Raw genomic sequence first — 21,856 nt, forward strand, 5'->3', positions numbered from 1 at the left:
TTCAGTCATTCGACTAAGCTGGCACGGCTCAGGTCAGAGTGAATAAATGAGTTAGCTTGAAGCAAGAATTAACCAATCATTTTATATTTTTTATAAATGTAAACGCGCTATAATAAAACAAATTTTAGGAATTTTAATATTATTTAAAATACATTGGATAATGTAGATTATGTCCAATTCGACAATGGCAACAGGATATAATGAATTCGAACTTCCGTTGCGGGTCGATGTGAGTATCGTCTTGCCCTGTCTTAATGAGGCACCCTGGCTTCAACTTTGTCTCGCCAACGCTGGTGCGGCCTTGCGCCTGCTGTCGGACGAACTCGGTCTTTCTGGGGAGATCGTCGTTGCCGACAATGGCAGTATCGACGAAAGCCGGGCGGTTGCGTCAGGTTTCGGCGCCCGGGTCGTTCATGTGGAGCGACTTGGCTATGGCGCGGCGCTGATTGGCGGCATAATCTCCGCGCGTGGCACTTATGTCGTGATGGGCGATGCGGATGGTTCGTATGACTTTTGCGAAGCCGTTGAAATGGTGCGCCAGCTTCAGAGCGGCAGTGATATCTGTATTGGATCTCGGTTCAGGGGCAGCATAAAGCAAGGCGCAATGCCCTGGAAAAACCGCTACATTGGCAATCCGTTTCTGACTGGGGCGCTGAATGTGCTATTTCGCGTTGGCATCAGTGATGCGCATTGCGGATTACGGGCTGCCAGAAGATCATCCTTGCTCGCACTGAACTTGAGTGGAGCGGGCATGGAATTCGCGAGCGAGATGATCGTTAAGGCGGCGCTTCGGCGGCAGAACATCAGCGAGGTGCCAGTCACGTTATCCCGCGACCTGCGCGACCGTCGGCCGCATTTGCGGCCGTGGCGCGACGGTTGGCGGCATCTGCGTTATCTGCTCATGCTTAGTCCGGCCTGGGTTTTTGCCTTGCCCGCCGCTTTTGCCATGTTGGGGACGCTTGTGATCTGGGTCTGGGCCGGATGGGCGGCGTTTTTCGGTAGGCCAGAGTCAAATCCATTTGGGAATTATTGGGTGATTCTGGCCGGGGCCGCGCTGGGGCTGTCCCATCTGGCGCTGCTGTTTTTCGGCGTGGCTCATCTTCATGCTTGCCGGCTGGGGCTCCGGCGCCCATTTGCGGCAGGTTCTATGCTCGCGAATTGGATATCACTCGATTCTATGTTGGTCGCCGGCGGTATTGCCATGGCGAGCGGGGTCTCGGTGCTGGTTTTAATTTTGTTTTACTGGTCATGGAGCGGATTTGCCAGTTTCGCCAGCGTCCTTCCTGCAGTTGTCGGAACAACGCTTCTGGTTGTCGGCACGCAGAATATTTTTGGTGGATTTCTTCTGGCCATCGTGAACGGCCATGAGGCCGATTTCATCGGGCCTAATGAACCGGCGCAAACGGCACTGCGCGAGGAAACGGCCCGGGATGCAGGCGCCATGCATGACTAAAAAGATAAAAATTGCAGTTGTCGGATGTGGCTGGGTCGCTCAGAATCGCCACGTCCCGGTCATGTCTAGGAACACGCGTTATGAAATTGTCGGAGTAATTGACCGCAACCCGGAACGTGCGCGCAGTCTGGCAAACCGATTTGGCATTCCTCGCCATGCGACAGCGGAAAACCTGGGCGAAGTTACCTGGATGAATGAGGTGGACAGCGTCTGCATCGCTGCGGCGCCGATGTCTCATTTTGCGTTGATCGGGCAGGCCTTGCGACTGGACAAGCATGTTCTTACCGAAAAGCCATTCGTGATGAGCCCGGAAGAGGGCGAAATACTGGCGCGGCTGGCGAGTGACCGGAATCGCTGTCTCGGGATTGTTCATAATTTTCAGTTCGCGCGCTCAATGCGCGGACTGACGCACGATCTCGCCAATGATCGTTTTGGCGAGTTGCGTGGAATTGACGCAGTTCAGATGGGAAATCCGGCGCGCCGGTTGCCGGAATGGTATGAACGTCTGCCTTTTGGCCTGTTCTACGACGAAAGCCCGCACCTGATCTATCTCTTGCGGGCACTGGCGGGCCCTATGGATATCAATCATGCGATGTCTATTAAAAGTTCAATGGGATTGAATACGCCCGCCAGAGTTGAGGCCTGGTTTTCCTGCGACCGAGCCTTTCCTTTGCGCCTGAGCTGTAATTTTGAAAGCCCCGTCAGCGAGTGGTTTCTTATGGTTTTTGGAGAAAAGCGGCTCGGAATTGTCGATATTTTTCGTGATATCTACATCTCCCTTCCTAATGATGGGCGTCATGACGGTTACAGCGTTCTGAGAACCAGTTTCAGCGCGACACTGCAGCATTGGCTGCAAACCGTGCGAAGCGGATTGCCGCATCTTGCCGGGCGTTTGTCTTATGGCAATGACGAAGTCTTTGCGCGCTTTGCGGCGGCGGTTCATGGCGACCTTAGCGGTTTTGAGCCGATCGGGCCGGGGCGCGCCCTCGAAATTCTGAACCTGCAACATGCCGTCATCAATGCTTGCGGGGGCGTCAAGGCATGTTGACGAATTTTGAATTGCTCGTAGATTTCGTGGAGCGCTATCCGGCACAGCCGGCAACAGCATATCGGCGCGCCATCGAGATCGGCGCGTTGCTGCGCCAAAGCCTGCCTGAGGGGCGCGGGCTGGACCTCGGATGCGGAGATGGTCTCCTGACCAGTATCCTTCTCGCGCGGCTAGGTCCCAGGGTATTGGTCGGTGTTGATTCAGATCCGCTCGAAGTGGCGGCGGCGCGGTTAAGCGCGAATTATGAGGTCGTGCATCAGGCGCGAGCGGATGCCATTCCTGAGCCGGATGCGACATTTGATTTTATCCTCTCGAATTCTGTGCTCGAGCATATCCCTGATCTTGATTCGACGATCCGAGAAGCCTCGCGTCTGCTGCGCCGCGGCGGCCAGTTTGTCTTCACTGTACCTGCTGTTGCTTTTCACGCGAATTTGCGCGGTCCGCTTCTTCTGGGACGTGAGCGCAGAGACTACCTCTCAAAACTGGACCGGCGCTTGGCGCACTATCATTATCTGACGATATCCGAATGGCGCTCGCTGTTTGAGCGCTATGGTCTGCGTCTGGATACTGTCAGCGGCTATATGGATGCCAAGCAAACGCGTCGCTGGGAGAGCCTTTCGCGATTGACAGGCGGCCTGCTTTATTCCCTGTTCGGCAATCGTTCGCGACCCATCGAGATCCAGCGCAAGCTCGGGCTGCGAAAAATTCAGAATATGCACCGGGTTCCGCGCGCCATGGCGAGGATCATTGCTGCGATCATCGCGCTCGGGGCCAATGTGGAGGAGGACAATGAGCCGCTTGTCTGCGATCAAGCTTCCTGTATTTTGATTCGTGGCGAAAAATCATGAATACCCTGCGGACTTGGCTAAGCCCGCCACTGAGCAAGGCGACGCGCCATAGGCCTGTGCGTTATACATTGGTGGGCGCCGTCTGTGCGATTTTGAATAATCTATTTATAGTTGCGGCCGTAATGGCGGGATTTAGCTATTTCAACGCGTCGCTGATTGTTTTTGTCCCGATGGTGTTGATAGGATTTGTCTTGCAGAGCCGATTGACCTTCGGCATGCCACGCAAACTGGAGGCATTCCTGCGTTATGCTTTGGCCATGCTGCTGAACTATCCTGTCTGGATTTTCAGTCTTTTTCTTCTGACGGACGAACTGGGTATCAGCATCTATCTTGCGACATGGCTGGCCACAGCTATCGTGTTCCTCTGGAACTATGCAATGACACATTGGGCGATTACGCGCCATTTCGGTTTCGGACCGTCACAATGATCCAGCGTCTTGGGCAGAAGGTCACCTTGTGAAGTCTTCACTCCGCCCCCTTAAAGTATTGATAATATCAACATTCTTCGAGGATCGTCGCGGTGGGATCGAACTTGTTGCCTATCGGTTGGCGCGTGAATGGGCCGAGCGCTGGTTCCGGGTAACCTGGATCGCATGTGCCGATAGACCAGTTCCCGAAACGGCAGAGGGCTTGTCACGGGTAAGTCTGACGGCGTCGAATTTGCCTGAGCGTCTCCTGAATATTCCCTTTCCTCTGGTTCGTCCTTCGCAATGGCACCGGATATTCAGTCTGGTGCGCCAAAGCGATGTCATTGTCGCACATGATGCGCTTTACATGACGAGCGTTCTGGCTCGGCTGGCGGCTTACTTCGCCAGGAAGCCCTTTGTTGTCATTCAACATATCGGCGCGGTGCCCTATTCAAATCGCGCCCTGCGATTGCTCATGGGCTTGGGTAATTGGCTTGTGGCGAGAGTTCTCTTGCGTTCTGCAGATCGCGTTATTTTCATCAGCCAGACAACTGAGGCGCATTTTTCTGGGCTTCATTACCGATACCGGCCTGAAATCATTTTCAACGGAGTGGATTCCGCGCTGTTTTATCCGGCTCAGGGCAGGGAAGCTATAGAGGCTTTGCGCTGTGCGATGGATCTGCCCGTTGATGTGCGAATCTGCCTTTTCGTAGGGCGATTTGTTGAAAAAAAGGGACTGTCCATTCTGGAGTGGCTGGCCCGCGAAATGCCCGAAATTCTTTTTGTTTTCGCCGGCAGTGGCAAGCAGGATCCTTCTACCTGGCAACTTGACAACGTGCGCGTCTTCCATTCGCTGGGCGCTGAAAAGCTGGCTCAGCTCTATCGTGCCTGCGACCTGTTTGTGCTGCCCAGCGTCGGTGAGGGTTTTCCGCTTGTTGTGCAGGAGGCGCTTGCTTGTGGACTTCCTGTCATTTGTGGCAGCGATGTCGGACGCGCCGATATCGCGGCGGGTCGCTTTTTGCATAGTGTGTCCATCGGCGCAAATGATGTCACGAAGGACGGCAGGCTGGTTGGTGCCGCCATCGCCGAAGTGCTTGCGCGCCCGCTTACAGAGGCTGAGCGGCGTCAGCGTGCCGAATTTGCTGCAACACGCTATTCCTGGAGAGCCAGCGCCGACAGATATGCGCAGATTTTCCTTACGCTCGCCGGCTGTCTTCAGGATGGCGAGTCATTGTCCGCTGAAAGGTCAGAACAATGAATGGTTCACCTCAGCTGCGTCCTGAACCCGAATTTCCTGCTGCGCCGGAGAAGGGTGAACGCGAATTGCGCCGGGCGATGCTAGGAGTTGCCGGGTTAAGTGCTCTGGTGTCCGCTTTGGTCGGAGTGGGAGATTATCGCTGCTCTTCGATAACTTTTCTGAGTTGCTATTTTTTTGAAACGCAGGATTGGTTTGTCCTTATCTTTATCGAGGCATTGCTGATTGCTTTGGCGTTTCTTCCTGTTGCGATCCTCGGCCGAGCCCTTCCCAAAATCGAACTTCGACCGTGGATGATAGTTGGTCCCGTGTCGGCCGTGTTTCTTTGCGGGGTGTTTGGCACGGTTCTGATCTTTGGCGGATTTGACCTCTCACGCGACGAGATAATGGCCTCGTTTGACGCTCAAATTTTCGGTACGGGGCACCTGGTGGCAGTTGTTCCGACAGAATGGCGGCCCTACGCGACGGCACTGGAACCGATGTTCATGCTGCCGATCACGGATGGATCCGTGGCGGTATCGAGTTATTTGCCGGTTAACGCCATGGCGCGCGCATTGGCGGGTAAAATCTTTAATCCAATCTATCTCAACCCGGCGTTTGCTGCCTTTTCGATCTTCGCGGTGTATCGCGTGGCGAGGCGCTTGTGGCCGCAGCGCCGAGGCGCGGGCTTGCTTGGCGCCCTCCTGCTGGCCTCATCATCGCAACTGATGCTGATGTCTATGACGAGCTATGCGATGACCGCGCATCTGGCATACAATCTTACTTGGCTCTGGCTGTTTCAGCGAAACGATCGAGTTGGACATGCTGGCGCAATCGTCTGTGGCTTTCTTGCTTGCGGGCTGCATCAGATCATTTTTCATCCTTTGTTTGTGCTACCGTTTATCATCCGGCTTTGGCAGGACAGACGCCGCGACCTTGCCATGATTTATGTCTGTTCCTATGGTGTATTTGGACTTTTCTGGTCTAATTATTGGCCTTTGGCTCTTGCATGGGAAGGACTTTCTCCGCCGACGCTTGAACAGATTGGGGTAGGCGGCGTTTACCTGATCGCTCGCATTTTTCTTGTAATTCACAGCTTTCGCATCGAGGCTGTTTGGCTGATGCTGATGAATTTCCTTCGTTTCTTGGCATGGCAAAGTCCGATTTTGTTGCCTTTGTGTCTTTTAGCATGGCGCTCCGTCCGGGAAGGCAGGGGGATTGCACGCGAATTAGCGCAGGGTGTCGGCCTGCTCTTTTTTGCCATGTTCGTTCTGATGCCGGCACAGGGTCATGGGTGGGGGTACCGGTACATGCATGGATTTCTTGGCAGCCTGGCCCTCCTTGCGGTCTATGGATGGACGGATCTTTGTGGGACCAGCGAGCGACAGCCGGTTCTTTCGAGGGTGGCTCTGTGGTGCTCCAGTGTATTTTCAATCGTTTGTTTGTTACCCGTCCACGCCATTCAGGCCTATCAATTTGCCAGTCCGTATATGCGTGCGAGTCACGCCATTTCTGAAGCGCGAGCCAATATCGTGATTATCGATGACGAGGTTATGCACTTCGGAATAGACCTGGTGCGCAACGATCCATTTCTTCGCAGCAGCCCAAAGGTTCTTGCGCTAAGCCGGTTGGACGAGAAACAGCTGTCTGAGCTCTGCGCGACGAATACGATTGCTGTGGTGGGGGCGGTGCAAGCGAGAGCTTGGGGCATTCCTTTGCAGGAGCCCGAAACGAGATTCGAAGAAAGGCATCATAGTGCTATAAAGGTATTACATAACTGTACGCTCGGATTTTAGGCCCTCTTACTTTCGACTTGCTTCCCGCCGCATAGCAAGCATTGCTGGGGGCGTGGCCGGGTTGATTTAGCTCCGGTTTGCATGTCCCGGCCTTGAAGGTGTCCACCTCAGGGCTCGTGTCGGTGACAGCGCAAGGCTGTCGTTGAACCGAACGGAGACAACGATGAGTGAGTTCCAACTGACAAAGACGCAGAGTGCCGCACTTCGTGCCTGTGCCGAGCACGAGCACGGATGGATGATTGTGCCGTCCAAAATGGCACGGACGGCAAGACAGCGTCTTGCCCTGACGCTGGTAGAGCAGGGCCTGATCGCAGAAATGGCGGAAGGGGCTGGTCTGGTCCGCGAAGCAGGTCGCTCGGCGATGCCGTATGGTATTACCGAGGCCGGCCGCCGATACGTGGCCTGGTTGAGGCATCGGCCGCATGGCGCGAAGTGCCGAGCCGAAGGCCTGGGCGAGTTGGAGAGTGCGGGGAATGACGCGCCCGCCGGCGCTCAATCTCAGGCAGGCGATGTGACGGCTCGCTTGAACATTGTCGACGACCAATCGGCTTTTTGCGCCACATCGGCTTCTGTCGATCTGGAACGGGCCGATGCTCTTGCCCCGAATCGTGCGAGGGACTTTGCATCCGAAATCGTCCCGGACATTGGTCGGGAACCAGCAACGGATCTAGGCAATAATCTTGGGGCGCAGATGGTTCGGGGACCGGATGAAACGCCTGTTAAACTCGAAGACGGAGCGGGATTATGTGCGGCGGCAAACGTTGAATGCGCCATACCCCGAGAATCCACTGCGCTTAACGCATCCGCACATGACAGCTCATCGCCAGCGCTGAAACCAGCAACCAGAACCCGGCAGATTGTGGAGATGCTGCTGGCTGCGCAGGGCGCGAGTTTGAACGAACTGATTGCCGTAACAGGGTGGTTGCCCCTTACAACCCGCGCAGCTCTGACGGGTTTACGCAAGCGCGGGTTTGTCCTGGAGCGAACCCATGCAGAGTGCCCTGGCACGATCTATTTGTAAGAGAAAAATGGTGGCGGACGCAGTGTGATCAGGGTGCGTCTTTGGCCTAAAATTCCCTGTTAACAGGGAAAAAACAGGGAAAATTTCAATTTTTTGAGGTCGATTTGGCCAAATTATCTGAAATAAGTGCGATATTTCAGTGATTTGATAGTTTTTTTCGTGAAAAAATAACAGGGAATTAATTTCACCTTATCAGGGAACAGCTTTGGCTGTTCAGGGAGTGCCAGATGTTGTAACAGGGAAAAATATTGCAGCCTTGACCTGAGTTTCTCAACTGCCTCCAATTTCTCGGAGCAGATCAGCGACACATTTCATTGAGGCTTGCCGGCATTGCTATTCGATCAAGGCTTCGGCGGTGTCTCCATCGATGACGAGACCCCGCACGATTCCCGAGCGCAGCAGTCCCTTGATCGCATTGATCTTTTCAAACCCGCCCGCCAGCAGCACGACATCTCTGCCGCGCAATTCGTCGGGATCGATCGCAAGCGTGCGCTGGCTCAGCGGATGACGGACTTCGCGTCCCTCTATATCGTAGAGACGCCCGAGGGAATCGCACACGGCCCCGCCGCTGCGGATGTCTTCCATTTCGCCTGCTGAAATCATGTCTTGCAGCCGTAGCACGGAAGATTCTCTGAGTTCCCCCACGCTTATCAGATATAGATCGGCTTGCCGCGCAATATTGAAGGCATCGGTCACCATCCGCTGGGACATCAGTACCTGCCGGTCGGCTTCGGAGTCGGCAATAAACGGCACGGGCAGAAAATGGACATATCCGCCGGTGCGGGCGGCGAAAGCCTGCGCCACCTCAAACGGATTGGCTGCCAGAGTTCGCGTCAAAGAGCCAATCAGCGATACGAAATGAGCGTTGGTGTTGCGCGCGCCGGAAAGATGCAGGGCCACCTGCTCGATTGTGCGTCCCCAACTGATACCAACAGTCAATGGACCCTGAGCCAGTCTGCCCTTGAGAAAGTTCGCGCCTGCGGAACCTACGGCGCGACGCGCTACGGCGCTCTGTATATTGGCTGTTTCTAAATCCGTAGGCGAGCGCACGAAGCCGATAGAAGGCGTGGTCAGGCAAAAATCCAGCCCGAACGCTTCAGCTATGCGGCTTTCCAGCTCCAGATCGCGCGCAGCTGCATGGTTGATCGAGATTGTCACCAATCCGCGGTCGCGGGCTTCCGACAAGAGCCGGTTTGCTCTGGCCCGGTGCAATCCCAGACGAGCCGCAGTCTCTTCCTGATTAAGACCCGCCACATGATAAAGCCATGCGACCCGGACAATCAGCGCGTCATCACTTTCGTGGGCTAAATTCAGATTCATGTCAAAATCCTCGGATTTGCATCCTACCATTACATTTGTTCCATTTGGAATCAAAAACACTCTTGACATCTGTCGCGCATCGTTACAAATGATATATAACAAATGTAATGAAACGCGACATAAGTTAAAAGCCGCCGGAACAGGCTGCCTTGTTGCATTCAGAACGGGAGGATTTGATGGGCTGCGTCATCGGAATCGATGGCGGGACGGAGAGTATTCGCGCCCGCGTTTACGACAGGTCGGGGCATTGTCTCGGCACTGCGGCAATGCCCTATCCGACTTCCTTCCTGCATGGAGCGAGAGCAGAACAAAATCCCGAGGATTGGTGGAACTGTCTTGCTCCCGCTGTCAGAAACGCCGTCGCCGCCGCTGGCCTCAATGCGGACGATATCGATGCGATTTCCCTTGCGACAACTAGCTGTACAGTCGTCGCAACTGACGCGCAGGGAGCACCATTGCGGCCAGCGATCATATGGATGGATGTTCGCGCCGGTGCCGAGGCGGCGGACGTGCTGGCAACCAAAGACCCCGCGCTGGATATCAATTGCAATGGCGCCGGCCCGGTCTCCGCGGAATGGATGATCCCCAAATCCTTATGGCTGGCTCGCAATGAGCCGGATGTATTCGCTGCCGCGCATACAATTTGCGAATACCAGGATTTCTTGAACTGGCGGCTCACCGGCCGCCGGTGCGCCAGCCTCGATAACGTCTCAATCCGCTGGCATTATAATTCGAGGCGCGGCGGCTATGCGACCTCTCTTGTTCGCAAGCTGGGTATCGAATCGCTGCTCGACAAATGGCCGCCGGAGGTGATTGCGCCGGGAGACGTGGTTGGTGCTCTCACCCGCGAGGCGGCGACGCATCTCGGATTGCGATCGTCAACTATTGTCGTGCAGGGCGGTGCCGATGCGCTCATCGGCATGATCGGCCTCGGGGTCAATCGGCCAGGCCAACTCGCACTGATCACCGGGTCGTCCCACCTGATGTTCGGCGTGTCTGATCGTGAAGTACATGCCCCGGGCCTCTGGGGCGCCTATCCTGACGCCGTTTATCCCGACCGCTTTATTATCGAAGGCGGGCAGACGTCCACGGGTTCGATAATCGCCTGGCTCGGGCGGCTGACCGGCGGCCCGCTCGACCTTGCAATGCTCAACCAGAAGGCGGCGGAGCTTGAGCCGGGCTCGGACGGCCTGCTGGTGCTCGACCATTTTCAAGGTAACCGGACACCTCACGTCGATTCAATGTCGCGCGGCGCCATTATCGGCCTGACGCTGGGGCACGAGCAGCACCACATTTTCCGTGCCATCATCGAAGGCATATGTTTTGGCAGCCGGGCAATATTGGAAGGAATGGTCAAGGCCGGCTTTACCGCCGACACCATAACGATCGGCGGCGGAGCCGCTGCCTCCGAACTCTGGCTCCAGATTCACGCAGACACAGCCGGCTTGCCCGTTACCGTTCCCGAATCTTCGGCCGCGCCTGCGCTTGGCGCTGCAATTCTGGCCGGGGTGGGACTGGGCTGGTTTTCAACAATAGATGACGGCGTTGCAGCGATGGTGCGGCCCGGACGCCGCATCGAGCCGCGGCCACGCGAGGCGGCAATCTACAGCGAAATCTACCAGAAATACGCCGCGCTTTACCCCGCCCTCAAACAATTCCGACCACGCAGCACAAAGTGATCAGCGATCAGCAACGATCGCGGCGGTCATCCGACGGAGAAACAGAATGAGTTTGAACACCCGTCTTCTCAACTTTTACGAGACAATGAGAAGAATACGCACGTTTGAAGAGCACGTTGGCGAGCTTTATGTTCGTGGCCTTTCCGCTGGCTCCATGCTGCATCTCTCCATTGGTGAGGAAGGCGTTGCGGCGGGCGTTTGCGCTGCGATGCAGCCTCAGGACAGTTTCACCACCCATCACCGCGGTCATGGCATTTTCCTGGCGCGCGGCGCCGCGCCGGATCGGATGATGGCCGAGATTGGCGGCCGTGAAACCGGCTATTGCCGCGGCAAGGGCGGTTCAATGCACATTGCTGACATGGCTCTTGGTCATTTGGGCGCCAACGCCATTGTCGGAGGTGGTATTTCCCACGTCGTTGGCGCGGGCATCAGCTACCGCAACCTGGGCAGCGATGCCGTTTCAGTCGCCTTCTTCGGTGACGGGGCCATGCAGCAAGGCATTCTCTACGAGAGCATGAACATGGCGGCACTATGGGAACTGCCGGTTCTGTTCGTCTGCATCAATAACCAGTATGGCATGGGCACGCGAATTGACCGCGCCACCAAGAACACGGATTTTGCTAGCCGCGCGCGGGCATTTGGCCTTGCCGCAGAGATGGTGGACGGCGAAGACGTGGAAGAAGTCCACAGCGCGGCGCTCAATCTGATTGACGGCGCGCGCGCAGGCAGACCTGCGCTGCTGACCGTTTCCTGCTACCGCTTCTACGGCCACGGACGTATGGACAAGAGCCCCTACCGGAGTGCGGAGGAGGAAGAGGCCGGGCGGCGTCGCGATCCCGTGGCCTTTGCCCGGAATCGCCTGATCGAGCAGCAGCAGGCAACGCCGGCGCAGCTTGATGCCATGGACGAGGCCATCCGGCAGGAAATGAGCGCGAGCATCGATTTCACAGCCAATTCTCCCACCCCGCCGCTCTCGTCCATGTTCCGGGATGTTTATGCACCCGGCCAGCCGGAGCCCGAGCCAGTCCGAACCCGTATTGCACGCGTTCTGGCGCGCGCCTGAGGAAACAGTCATGATTGAAACAACTTACAGAGACGCTCTCCGGCAGGCATTGCACGACGCAATGACGGCAGATGATCGCGTGATTCTTATTGGCGAGGAAGTGGGAGTTTACGGCGGCGCCTATGGCGTCACCAAAGAACTTTATAACACATTCGGTGCACGCCGGGTGATCGATACCCCGATTTCGGAACCGGCGATTATCGGCGCAGCCGTTGGCGCGGCCATGACCGGCCTGCGACCGGTGGCCGAGCTGATGTATATCGACTTTCTGGGCATGACGATGGATCAGGTTGGCAATCAGGCCGCCAAGATCCGCTACATGTTCGGCGGGCAGATCGGCGTTCCCATGGTGCTGCGAACGCAGGGCGGCACAGGCCGTTCAGCCGGTGCTCAGCATAGTCAGAGCCTCGAAGCCTGGATCATGCACACGCCCGGCCTTCGCCTCGCCATGCCGGCAACCGCTGCCGATGCCTATCATCTGCTGCGCCACAGCCTCACACTGCCGGATCCGGTCATTTTCATCGAGCATAAATCACTCTATGCCCGTAAAGAAAAAATTGATCTCGATACGCCGGAGGCCCCGTGGGGCAAGGCACTCGTCCGCCGACCGGGCCGGAACGTCACGCTCGTTACCTATTCCCGAATGGTGCATGTGGCGCTGGAGGCTGCAAACCGTCTGTCCGGAACGGGTATCGACGTCGAAGTCATCGACCTGAGGACATTGAACCCGCTGGACATGGAAACAGTCATTGCCGCCGTCGAGCGCACTGGACGCGCGGTTGTCGTGACGGAATCGCCGATGACCTGCGGTGTCGCGGCAGAATTGGCGGCCCGGATCACCGAGGAATGCTTCGATTTTCTTGAAGATCCGGTTGTACGCATCGCCGGGGAGGACATCCCGATTTCAGTCTCTCAGGATCTGGAAGCCTCAAGCATCCCCACGGTCGGACTTATCGAAGAGAGCATTAAGAGGATGTTCCAGCGATGACATCTGTCTTCAAACTACCCCGTCTCGGTGAAACGATGGACGAGGGCAAGGTGGTGGGCTGGCTGAAGAAGCCGGGCGACGCCTTCAGACGCGGAGAAACCATCGCCGAAATCGAAACCGACAAGACAATTGTCGAATTGCCCGCACTCGATGACGGCATTCTCGTGGAAATTCTGGCTCCCGAAGGCACCACGCTGACAGTGGATGCGCCTTTGTGCACCTTTCAACGGCAAGGCGGAACCGGGGAGCCTGAGCAACCTTCACGTTCAGAAGCCTTGATTGCTGAAACAACGAAATCCGAGTCTGCGGCTAAAACGGCGCCGCCACCCAAGCCTCAGGCGGAAGCATCCCGCCCATCGTTGACGCAGAGGCTGCGCGCCACGCCTGCCGCCCGGGCTCTCGCACGCCGGGAAGCTATCGACCTCGCAAACCTCTCGGGCAGCGGGCGCCGCAATCGTATCGAACTGGCGGACGTGATGGCCCTCAAGAACGAGAGCGGAGCATTGCTGACGACAGCAAATCCGGATAACGCCAATGTTATCGCCATTGGTTCGTGGCAGGTCGCCTATCGCCATTGGGGCGCGCCCCAGCCTCAAGGTCTCGTCACCATTCTGTTCCACGGCTTTGCTGCCGACAGCAGCACCTGGTCCGCGCTCGCGTCCGCGCTTGCGCGCAATGGGCGCCATGTGATCGCGCCAGACCTGCCCGGGCATGGCGCGACATCCGGCTTAGTTGAAAATTTTGAAGATCTCGTCGCTGCCGCAATAGCTTTTATCGCGGAGATGGCAGCAGATCGCCCTGTGGAGCTTATAGGTCATTCGCTGGGCGGTGCGGTTGCTGTACGCGCGGCGCGAAAGCTGGACGCCTCAGTGCGTCGGCTGACCTTGCTGGCCCCTGCCGGGTTGGGTTCGGAGATCGATGCGGAATTCGTCAATGGTCTGGCGCATGCGCATTCAACCGGCGGCATGATCCATCTGCTGCGCCGTATCGCGCACAGCTTCCCCGCTCTCTCCGAAATTCAGAAAGAGCGGATGCTGGCCGCCGTTGGCGGGGGACGCCTCGGCACGCTGGCCCGCGAGATTGTTTCAGAAGGCTGCCAGCAAATCGACATCCTGCCGGATGTCCTGAATTTCGCAGACCGAACCCAAATTATCTGGGGCATGGATGATCTGATAATTCCCTGGCGCCATGCATTGGCCACGGGCGGCATCATTCCCCTTCACCTCGTTCCGCAGGCCGGCCACATGCCGCACTGGGATCAGCTGCGAACGATCGCAGCCATCATCGCCTAGGCTCGCCCACGGGCGGGTTAAAAATCCCCTTTCGGGGTCACATTTGGAGGAGACGCTATGGATAAGAAAGCATTTGATCTCATTCAGCCGACGCGACGTTCGCTGCTCGGAGGAATGGGATTGGCGGGTGCAAGCTCCGTGCTCGGAGCGCAATTTGCGCAGTTCGCCCTGGGATCGACGCCTGCGGCCGCACAAACAGCCAAGCCGCTCAAGGTTGCGGTCATCGCGCAGCAGATGTCGGCCCAGTCCGACCAGAGATCATGGGATGGCTTTCAGCAATGGGTCAAGAAAACCGGTCTTGATAAGACCTGGCAGATTAACCAGACCGATGCCAAGGGCGATCCCGGTGCGTTGGTGAGCCAGATCGAAGATGCGATAACGGCTAAATCTGACGCCATTCTGGTGATGTATGGGACGCTTACCGCCGCCAAAAGCGCCCTTGATCGGCTCACCGCATCGAAAATTCCGTTCTTCAGCCTCGACTCAGGCTGGCAGGCTCCGGCAATCGCCGACATCACATCGAACAATTATGCGATGAGCGCGCAAACCGTCCAGTTCATGATTGATACGCTTCTTGCCAAGGGCAAGACCAAAGCCAACATGTGCGCGATCATTGCGAACTTTCATCATGGCACCCGCAAGCGCGGCAAGGTGATGAAGACGGCGTTGACCGAAAATGAGTGGATTTCGCTCAAAGCCGAGCGCGTCATTCAATATGCCGGTTTCTATGAAACCACCCAGAACACCGTCAACGATTGGCTCACCACCTATGGCGACAGCCTCGATGTCATATGGTGTCCCTGGGATGAACCGGCGATGGCGGCTGCGGAAGTGATTGCCTCGCGCGGACTTCAGGACAAGATTTTCGTCATCGGTCACGACGGGCATCCCACAGCTCTTGAGCGCATGGGCAAATCAAATTACCCGCTGCTCGCAACAACGGCACAGGCCTTTGAGGTCTGGGGTGCCTATACCGGCTGGCTCATCAATGAGATTGTCGGCAAGGGCGGCGATGTGAAAAAGCTCGTCCCGGTTCCAACGGTTGAATTCCCGGCCCCGCTTCTGGTGAAGGATGTGAACATCCCGCCGCCCGGAACTCCGACCTATAACGCGACTGACCTCTATTACATCTACCGCGACCGCGCTTTGGCCGGAATGTAAAACCAAGCGAGCGCAGGCTTTCCTTATAAGGAAAGCCTGCTTTCTCCTGCCCATGGAGTATATGCGTGCCCGAAGAAATCCATGATCCGGCGCCACGGCTGGAAGCACGTGGGATCGGAAAATCTTTCCACGGCAACCCCGCCCTCATCGACGTGGACCTGACTCTGCAGGCCGGCGAGATCCTCGCTCTGGTGGGCGCAAATGGCGCCGGCAAATCCACGCTGATCAAAATCATCTGTGGTTCTGTCATGCGGGATTCAGGCGAAATCCTGATTGACGGCAGGCCGGTTGACTTTCGCTCCGTCAGCGAAGCCATGACCTCCGGCATTGCCGTCGCCCATCAGCAGGTGGCTGTCATTCCTTCACTGACTGCTGCAGAGAATATCATGCTGGGCCGCGAACCTCTCACCGCCGGCTTCATCCGCAAACGCGAATTGAAACGGCGAGCCGCTGAAATCACAGCACATTTCGGCATAGATATTCCGCTCGACAAGGAGGGCGGCGAACTCGGCCTTGGCGAGAACAAAATACTCGACATCCTGAAGGCGCTGGTATCCGATCCGGCTATACTGATCCTCGACGAGCCCACCGCATCTCTTACATTGGCCGAAAGCCGCAAGCTGTTTGCCTTTCTCGATGAGTTGAAGACAAAAGGACTCGCTATCCTTTTCATATCGCATCATCTCGACGAAATATTCGCCCATTGCGATTCCGTCGTGGTGCTCAAGGATGGCCGCAAAGTGCATGATGGCCCCATATCGGCGACAAATCCCGAAGAGGTGGTCAACATGATGGTCGGCCGCCGCCTGGAGGAGACCGACTGGACCAGTCATGCCATTCGGCAGCAAGAAACGCTGCGCATCAGAAATGCGACGATCGGGCGTCTGCACGTTCCCGATCTCGTGGTGCATGCCGGCGAAGTCGTTGGCATCGCTGGGGTGCTGGGCGCCGGCCAGACCGAAATTCTGGAAGCGATTGCCGGAGCCGGACCGCGCCCAGAAGGCGGAGAATTCAGTGTTAATGGCCAGAGCGGATGCCCCGCCACGGTGGCGTCCGCCATTGCCCGCGGAATTTATCTCGTTGCAGATGATCGCTTGCACAAATCGCTGTTGCCCGGCCTCTCTGTTGCGGAAAACCTGCTGTCGTCGGCCCTGAACCATTATTCCCGATATGGGTTCATGCGCGGCGACAAGGTTGATGCCGCAAGTCACGACCTGATCCGGCGGCTGAGAATAAAATGCGCCGGCCCGGGACAGGATGTGCTGCAGCTTTCCGGCGGCAATCAGCAAAAGGTAGCTTTTGGCCGGTGGTTGATCCGTCTGGCGCAATATGAAGGCGCTTTTCGACCCCTGATCCTGCTCGACAACCCGACTGAAGGTGTCGATGTCGGCAGCAAGGCCGAACTCTATGCCCTTATCCGCGAACTCACACAGAGCGGCGCCAGCGTTTTATTAACGAGCGCGGAATTTCCCGAGATGCTCAAGCTTTGCGAGCGCATCTACTGCATCGCGGACCACAAGGTCGGCAAATGCCTCCATCGCAACGAACTCTCGGAAGAACGCCTTTTGCTGGAGGTAAATTAGTTATGACAACACATGTCGAAAGCCGACCAACCGGCAAAGATGCTCTGACCGCGCTGATTTCGCGCTATGGCACTGTGGCGGCGGCCGTCGCAATATTTATCGGCTTCGGGCTGATGAGCGATCGGTTCCTGTCCGTGGACAATCTGAGCAATGTATTAATTCAAATCTCCGTATTGATGGTGGTGGCGTCCAGCTTGACTGTTGCCGTTTCTTCCGGGGAATTCGACCTTTCGGTTGGTCAAGTGGCGTCCCTGTCTGGCGTTCTGGTTGCCGGCATGCTGGTATGGTCGCAATTGCCGGTGGTGCTAGCCATTCTCGTTGCGCTGGCAGCGGGCATGATTATCGGTATTGCCAACGGTCTGCTTGTCACAAAACTGCGCATCCCTTCGCTGATTGCCACTCTCGCGATGGGGCCCATCGCATTGGGCATCAACTATGCCTATACCAACGGCGATTCCATTTATGCGTCTATGCCGGAGCATTTCTACTGGATCGCCAAGGGCCGGCTTCTCGGGTTTGTCCCGATCCCGGTCGTTATCGCGCTGATCAGCGTCATTGTTTTTCATATCCTGATCAACCGGACCCGCATTGGCCGCGAAATCGTGGCCACGGGCGCCAATATACAGGCTGCGCGTCTCTCGGGCATGAATGTCAATCGCGCGCGCATGGTCGCGCTGGCCTTGTCTGCCTTTGGTGCCGCCCTTGGCGGCATCATGCTCACAGCGCGTCTTGGCTCCGGCCAGTCCGGCGCAGGTGACGCCTACCTGATGGACAGTCTGACGGCCGTATTCCTCGGCATGACGACCTTCCGGCCCGGTCGGGCGACGATTCCCGGAACCGTGGTCGGCGTCCTGATCATCGGGATGCTCGATAATGGCCTCAATCTCCTTGGGGCTCCCTTCTATCTGCAAAACGAAGTTCGCGGCGCGGTGATGATTGCCGCAGTCGGACTTGCGGTTTTGCGCAGCGAAATAAGGTTCTTCAGATGAACGCGCCGGGTATTCTTACAAAATTTTCCCTGCAGGGACGTGTTGCGTTCGTTACAGGTGGAGCAAAAGGCATAGGACGGGCGATATGCTGCGCCCTTGCAGATGCCGGCGCCAAAGTCATCGTCGCCGATCTCGATCTGCAGGCGGCGACACGCACTGCATCGGAAATCAGCGCGACCGGAAATGCTGCGCAAGCATATGAGTTGGATGTGACGAAATCCCATGAGGTCGAGGCCGCCGCTGAACGTTTTCCGGACATCGACATTCTTGTGAACAACGCGGGTATTGTTGGCAATGGCGCCACGATCGGTACCAGTGACGATGATTGGCGGCGCGTATTGAATGTCGACCTCGATGCTGTTTTCTGGTGCTCGCGCGCTTTCGGTCGGCAGATGGTTTCCCGAAACCGTGGAGCTATCGTCAATATCAGCTCGATGTGCGCCGAAATCGTCGTGCATCCGCAGATTCAGCCCGCTTATAATGCCGCGAAAGCTGGTGTCGGCATGCTGACCAAATCACTTGCGGTGGAATGGGCGACGCACGGCGTGCGCGTAAATGCTGTTGCGCCCGGCTATACGGCAACAGAGCTGACGCTGCTTGGGCGCAGCCGGCCAGAATGGTTCAATACATGGCTGGAACGGACACCGATGGGACGGCTGGGCGAACCGGAGGAAATTGCATCTGTCGTGCTGTTTCTGAGCAGCGATGCTGCAAGTTTCGTGACCGGCTGTTCGGTTGCCGTCGACGGCGGCTACACCTGCTGGTGAAAAAATACAATCGAAGGAGGAAATAATGCAGCAGAAACAAAAAGTCGCGCTGGTTACGGGAGCAAGTCGCGGCATCGGACGGGCAATCGCCCTAGGACTTGCCGATTCGGGTTTCGATATTGTGCTGAACGATATTGATCGCCAACGGGCGGATCTTGAAGCCGCAGCCCGCGAAATTACGAATAGGGGACGCCTCGCTTATGTCAAATTCGCGGACGTCTCGAACAAAGCCGAGGTGCAGACGATGGTGAACTCAGCGATTGCCGAGGCCGGACACATCGACGTCGTTGTCAACAATGCCGGCATTCTGATTTCAAGAGACGTGGAGGCGATCGAGGAAGAGACCTGGGACGCGGTGATGGACGTGAATGCCAAGGGAACGTTCATCGTCATCCAGGCCGTACTCGGTCATATGAAAGCCCGCAAATATGGTCGAATCATCAATATTGCATCCATTGGCGGCAAGCACGGCGCGCCCAGCCAATCGCATTATTCGGCTTCCAAAGCAGCGGTCATGGGTTTCACACGCGTGCTGGCTCAGGAGGTGGGCGCCTTTGGCATTACCGCCAATTGTATCTGTCCAGGCATTATCGTCACGGAAATGGGGCGTACCAATCTCTCTGATCAGAAAAATGTCGACAAATGGGTGGCAATCACGGCCCTGCGGCGACTCGGCCAGCCCGAGGATGTTGCCGGACCGGTCGCCTTCCTCGCTTCCGACGCCTCGGCATTCGTTACAGGACAAACCCTCAACGTCTGCGGCGGAATTGTATTGAGCTAATCATCCGACGAACCTGCTGCCAGAGAAGTTGTCGATCTTCTCGATTGCTTAGTCGTGCGGACAATCAGGTTTACCTTGATCGCCACCTCCTCAAGCGTCGCGGCCGGCCTGTTGATTTGCGAGGCCGTGGCAGTCATCTCTGGTCGTCTTGTTGTTGATTGTTGCCTGAAATTTATCCATGTTTTCATTTCGCTTTTCTCTGCTTACACAATGAAAGATGCAACCGCTATGAGGACTTGGGGCCAAGATCTGGAGTGAACCCCGTAGTCCAGTCCCAGGGGTTCACTCCATGTCTAATGTTAGTTTCTGATCAACACACAGTATTCAGAGAATTCGGAAAATTGAAAATAGCCTTAGGCTCTCGGCATCGCTAAATCTCACAAAAAAGGCCCCGGAAAACCGGGGCCACTCTAAGCTTACGCTTCGCTCTTCAGATCAGAAGGAGCGGATGACGCGGAAGTCGACCTGGAAGTCGTCAGACTTGGGCCTGCCGCCGAATGACGACACTAAAATCGACTGATTCGCACTCAACTTGTCGTCATAGCGAATGTAGGTTGTATCGATTCCGAATTCGAGCCCCTTTACGGGGGTCCACTTGGTCACCTGACCAATGGCCCAGACATTATAATCAAACGCCGGTCCGACAACATCCACCGAGGGGTAGGTTGCGACATTATTGACGTAGTCCGCCAGCGTGCTCTTGTTTGCGTAACGCACTTCGCCATAGGAACCGCCAATCGTCGTCGAAACCGTCGGCGTCCAGTTGTGCTGGAAATCAGCAATCAAGTTCCAGCCCGTCTGGCGATGGCCTTCAACATAGTCCACCTGCTGATTGGAGAACGAGATGGTGGAGCTGTTGAAAGGATAATCATTATAGCCGCCAAAACGCTGGCTCGAGCGGGTAAACCCGCCCCAGGCCAGAGCATTCTGCTCGACATTGACCTGCAAGCCGATGAAGTCCCCGGCGGCGAGCATCGGCAGGTTGATCTTGGTGTAAGCGCCGAGACCCCAGCCATTGGCGGTCTTATTGCTGCCGGACAAACCGCCAAGAAAGGAAACCGAGTCGACGTGATAATATTGCGCGTTGTGCAAGCCTGCGTCGATGCCCGCTTCACCCCAGCCTTGCTTGACAGCGAGTTCTGCAACGACATCCGGCGCACGACCGCCATTGACGACAGGCTGAGTACCATAAAATCCCGGTGCTAAGGGCACTAATATCAGATCTTGCTGCACAGGCACGCTGGCGCGGTTGCCAATCGAATCTTCGATACCGATGGTGGCCGAGAAGCCGCCGCCGAAGGCTGCGGTGTACCACAGACCATTGGCCTTGAAGTCCGGATTGAACATGGCATGGTTATAGCCGGATTCAATGTGGTTGAAGAGGGTTTCCTTGCGGCCAGCTGTCAGGCCGGCGAAGGTCAGATAAGCCTGATCGATATAAGCCGACAGGTTGCCGTTAAAGGAGTTCGAAGCACCCGAGTCAGCTTCGTAGCCGATGTGGGTGGTCAGGTCGCCGTAGGAGGTCTTGGTGACGGTATCGAGGGTGATTTCAACGTCGGTTGAGATATCGAAAGCATTCTGGCCGCGATAACCTGGCGTCGAAGACTTGGTGTTCTGGCCGCGGGCGTCGACTTCAACGTAGCCGCCGACCTTCAGGCAGGTATCGGAACCGGGAATGTAGAAATAGCCAGCGCCGGCCGCGTCGCAGATCTTGACGTACTGTGCCGGTGCAGCCTTCTTAGAAGGAAGGTCAGCAGCGTGGGCGGAACCAACAACTGCGAGGGCAGCAGCCGAACCGAGAAAAATGCTCTTTGCCAATGTCATAAAAACCCCCAAAATTCATATATTTCAAATAATTAGAAATAACGCATCGGTCAGACTTAAATGAAGATCGAAACAATTCTTAAAATCACCAGAATATGGCCCATGCAATCCGTGCAAAAAATGCATCAAAGATGTCGCAACGACAACCAAAAATGGCGGCTTTGTGCCCTTTGATCTGATTAAATCACATCATGTTGCGAAAACGCCATAATTCAGAAAAAGCACAAGTAGTAAAAACGGCCTCGGAGTTTTGATTGTCATTTCGAATTGATCCGGATTTGCATTTTGCTTTGCGCCGCTCACACAGCGAAAGCAGCAGTCGCTACGACGACTTGGGGTCAAGGTCGCGGATCAATCTGGTTTGGAAATCTGGATCACAAGCAGACTGAAACCAATAAGCTGAGGGCTTCATCAGTAGCAAACCGGGATAGAACTGGACAAGCACCTCAGCGCGGATCCTCCCGGAAGCAACTCAGGCAGTTGCGGTGAAGGTCGCGGATGAATAGCCCCTAGAATTGTAGACACCTTGTCCCTTAAAAATGAGGCAAGGAGATCGTCATGGGTAATGCCAATTTCACAGAAGAATTCAAACAGGACGCGGT

Annotated in this window: 18 protein-coding genes; 16 read left to right on the plus strand and 2 right to left on the minus strand. The window is 56.2% G+C overall.

Going from position 1 to position 21,856, the window contains the following annotated elements; genetic code table 11:
- Positions 1-169 precede the first annotated feature (169 nt).
- The 7 genes from AC0N03_RS16065 (at position 170) to AC0N03_RS16095 (ending at position 7,807) form a co-directional block, all read left to right on the plus strand.
- Positions 170-1,453, plus strand: coding sequence for a glycosyltransferase family 2 protein (locus AC0N03_RS16065; protein ID WP_474289924.1), 1,284 nt, complete (start codon positions 170-172; stop codon positions 1,451-1,453).
- The gene (locus AC0N03_RS16070) at positions 1,431-2,501 is read left to right on the plus strand and encodes a Gfo/Idh/MocA family protein (protein ID WP_474289925.1); all 1,071 of its coding nucleotides are present in this window, start codon (positions 1,431-1,433) and stop codon (positions 2,499-2,501) included. Before AC0N03_RS16065 ends, AC0N03_RS16070 begins: the two co-directional genes overlap by 23 nt.
- On the plus strand, positions 2,495-3,349 hold the full coding sequence (locus AC0N03_RS16075) for a class I SAM-dependent methyltransferase (protein ID WP_474289926.1): 855 nt from the start codon (positions 2,495-2,497) through the stop codon (positions 3,347-3,349). Before AC0N03_RS16070 ends, AC0N03_RS16075 begins: the two co-directional genes overlap by 7 nt.
- A complete protein-coding gene (locus tag AC0N03_RS16080) occupies positions 3,346-3,777 on the plus strand; it encodes a GtrA family protein (RefSeq protein ID WP_474289927.1) in 432 nt (143 codons plus the stop codon). The genes AC0N03_RS16075 and AC0N03_RS16080 overlap by 4 nt, the downstream gene beginning before the upstream one ends.
- Positions 3,778-3,805: 28 nt before the next feature.
- Entirely contained in the window at positions 3,806-5,014 is a 1,209-nt protein-coding gene (locus tag AC0N03_RS16085) for a glycosyltransferase (RefSeq protein ID WP_474289928.1), read from the plus strand.
- Positions 5,011-6,786 carry a hypothetical protein gene (locus AC0N03_RS16090; protein WP_474289929.1) on the plus strand — a complete coding sequence of 592 codons (1,776 nt, stop codon included), beginning with the start codon at positions 5,011-5,013 and terminating at the stop codon, positions 6,784-6,786. The genes AC0N03_RS16085 and AC0N03_RS16090 overlap by 4 nt, the downstream gene beginning before the upstream one ends.
- A gap of 163 nt (positions 6,787-6,949) precedes the next feature.
- Entirely contained in the window at positions 6,950-7,807 is an 858-nt protein-coding gene (locus AC0N03_RS16095; RefSeq protein ID WP_474289930.1) for a DUF3489 domain-containing protein, read from the plus strand.
- Positions 7,808-8,140: 333 nt separating this feature from the next.
- Here the strand turns inward: AC0N03_RS16095 and AC0N03_RS16100 are convergent, their stop codons facing one another.
- Positions 8,141-9,127, minus strand: coding sequence for a sugar-binding transcriptional regulator (locus AC0N03_RS16100; protein ID WP_474289931.1), 987 nt, complete (start codon positions 9,125-9,127; stop codon positions 8,141-8,143).
- 176 nt (positions 9,128-9,303) lie between these two features.
- Here AC0N03_RS16100 and AC0N03_RS16105 point away from each other — a divergent pair, with 176 nt between their 5' ends.
- From AC0N03_RS16105 to AC0N03_RS16145, 9 genes are all read left to right on the plus strand, one after another.
- A complete protein-coding gene (locus AC0N03_RS16105; RefSeq protein WP_474289932.1) occupies positions 9,304-10,806 on the plus strand; it encodes an FGGY-family carbohydrate kinase in 1,503 nt (500 codons plus the stop codon).
- Positions 10,807-10,852: 46 nt separating this feature from the next.
- Positions 10,853-11,869: a thiamine pyrophosphate-dependent dehydrogenase E1 component subunit alpha gene (locus AC0N03_RS16110; RefSeq protein WP_474289933.1), complete on the plus strand. Its 1,017-nt coding sequence runs from the start codon at positions 10,853-10,855 to the stop codon at positions 11,867-11,869.
- A gap of 10 nt (positions 11,870-11,879) precedes the next feature.
- Positions 11,880-12,857 carry an alpha-ketoacid dehydrogenase subunit beta gene (locus AC0N03_RS16115; RefSeq protein ID WP_474289934.1) on the plus strand — a complete coding sequence of 326 codons (978 nt, stop codon included), beginning with the start codon at positions 11,880-11,882 and terminating at the stop codon, positions 12,855-12,857.
- Entirely contained in the window at positions 12,854-14,149 is a 1,296-nt protein-coding gene (locus AC0N03_RS16120) for an alpha/beta fold hydrolase (RefSeq protein WP_474289935.1), read from the plus strand. The genes AC0N03_RS16115 and AC0N03_RS16120 overlap by 4 nt, the downstream gene beginning before the upstream one ends.
- 57 nt (positions 14,150-14,206) lie before the next feature.
- A complete protein-coding gene (locus AC0N03_RS16125) occupies positions 14,207-15,310 on the plus strand; it encodes a sugar ABC transporter substrate-binding protein (RefSeq protein WP_474289936.1) in 1,104 nt (367 codons plus the stop codon).
- Between the two features lie 65 nt (positions 15,311-15,375).
- Positions 15,376-16,893: a sugar ABC transporter ATP-binding protein gene (locus AC0N03_RS16130; protein WP_474289937.1), complete on the plus strand. Its 1,518-nt coding sequence runs from the start codon at positions 15,376-15,378 to the stop codon at positions 16,891-16,893.
- A gap of 2 nt (positions 16,894-16,895) precedes the next feature.
- Complete coding sequence (locus AC0N03_RS16135) at positions 16,896-17,882, plus strand: ABC transporter permease (protein ID WP_474289938.1); 987 nt, start codon at positions 16,896-16,898, stop codon at positions 17,880-17,882.
- Entirely contained in the window at positions 17,879-18,649 is a 771-nt protein-coding gene (locus tag AC0N03_RS16140) for an SDR family NAD(P)-dependent oxidoreductase (RefSeq protein ID WP_474289939.1), read from the plus strand. Before AC0N03_RS16135 ends, AC0N03_RS16140 begins: the two co-directional genes overlap by 4 nt.
- 25 nt (positions 18,650-18,674) lie before the next feature.
- Positions 18,675-19,430, plus strand: a complete 756-nt coding sequence (locus AC0N03_RS16145) for an SDR family NAD(P)-dependent oxidoreductase (RefSeq protein ID WP_474289940.1) — start codon at positions 18,675-18,677, stop codon at positions 19,428-19,430.
- A gap of 435 nt (positions 19,431-19,865) precedes the next feature.
- Here AC0N03_RS16145 and AC0N03_RS16150 read toward each other — a convergent pair whose 3' ends face one another.
- Positions 19,866-21,254 carry a porin gene (locus AC0N03_RS16150; protein WP_474289941.1) on the minus strand — a complete coding sequence of 463 codons (1,389 nt, stop codon included), beginning with the start codon at positions 21,252-21,254 and terminating at the stop codon, positions 19,866-19,868.
- Positions 21,255-21,856: the final 602 nt, after the last annotated feature.

This window comes from Methylocystis sp. sgz306128, from assembly GCF_056032725.1.

Coding starts and splice junctions, on each gene's coding strand:
- AC0N03_RS16065 (WP_474289924.1), top strand. CDS start 170: ATGTCCAATTCGACAATGGCAACAGGATATAATGAATTCGAACTTCCG.
- AC0N03_RS16070 (WP_474289925.1), top strand. CDS start 1,431: ATGCAGGCGCCATGCATGACTAAAAAGATAAAAATTGCAGTTGTCGGA.
- AC0N03_RS16075 (WP_474289926.1), top strand. CDS start 2,495: ATGTTGACGAATTTTGAATTGCTCGTAGATTTCGTGGAGCGCTATCCG.
- AC0N03_RS16080 (WP_474289927.1), top strand. CDS start 3,346: ATGAATACCCTGCGGACTTGGCTAAGCCCGCCACTGAGCAAGGCGACG.
- AC0N03_RS16090 (WP_474289929.1), top strand. CDS start 5,011: ATGAATGGTTCACCTCAGCTGCGTCCTGAACCCGAATTTCCTGCTGCG.
- AC0N03_RS16095 (WP_474289930.1), top strand. CDS start 6,950: ATGAGTGAGTTCCAACTGACAAAGACGCAGAGTGCCGCACTTCGTGCC.
- AC0N03_RS16100 (WP_474289931.1), bottom strand. CDS start 9,127: ATGAATCTGAATTTAGCCCACGAAAGTGATGACGCGCTGATTGTCCGG.
- AC0N03_RS16105 (WP_474289932.1), top strand. CDS start 9,304: ATGGGCTGCGTCATCGGAATCGATGGCGGGACGGAGAGTATTCGCGCC.
- AC0N03_RS16110 (WP_474289933.1), top strand. CDS start 10,853: ATGAGTTTGAACACCCGTCTTCTCAACTTTTACGAGACAATGAGAAGA.
- AC0N03_RS16115 (WP_474289934.1), top strand. CDS start 11,880: ATGATTGAAACAACTTACAGAGACGCTCTCCGGCAGGCATTGCACGAC.
- AC0N03_RS16120 (WP_474289935.1), top strand. CDS start 12,854: ATGACATCTGTCTTCAAACTACCCCGTCTCGGTGAAACGATGGACGAG.
- AC0N03_RS16125 (WP_474289936.1), top strand. CDS start 14,207: ATGGATAAGAAAGCATTTGATCTCATTCAGCCGACGCGACGTTCGCTG.
- AC0N03_RS16135 (WP_474289938.1), top strand. CDS start 16,896: ATGACAACACATGTCGAAAGCCGACCAACCGGCAAAGATGCTCTGACC.
- AC0N03_RS16140 (WP_474289939.1), top strand. CDS start 17,879: ATGAACGCGCCGGGTATTCTTACAAAATTTTCCCTGCAGGGACGTGTT.
- AC0N03_RS16145 (WP_474289940.1), top strand. CDS start 18,675: ATGCAGCAGAAACAAAAAGTCGCGCTGGTTACGGGAGCAAGTCGCGGC.
- AC0N03_RS16150 (WP_474289941.1), bottom strand. CDS start 21,254: ATGACATTGGCAAAGAGCATTTTTCTCGGTTCGGCTGCTGCCCTCGCA.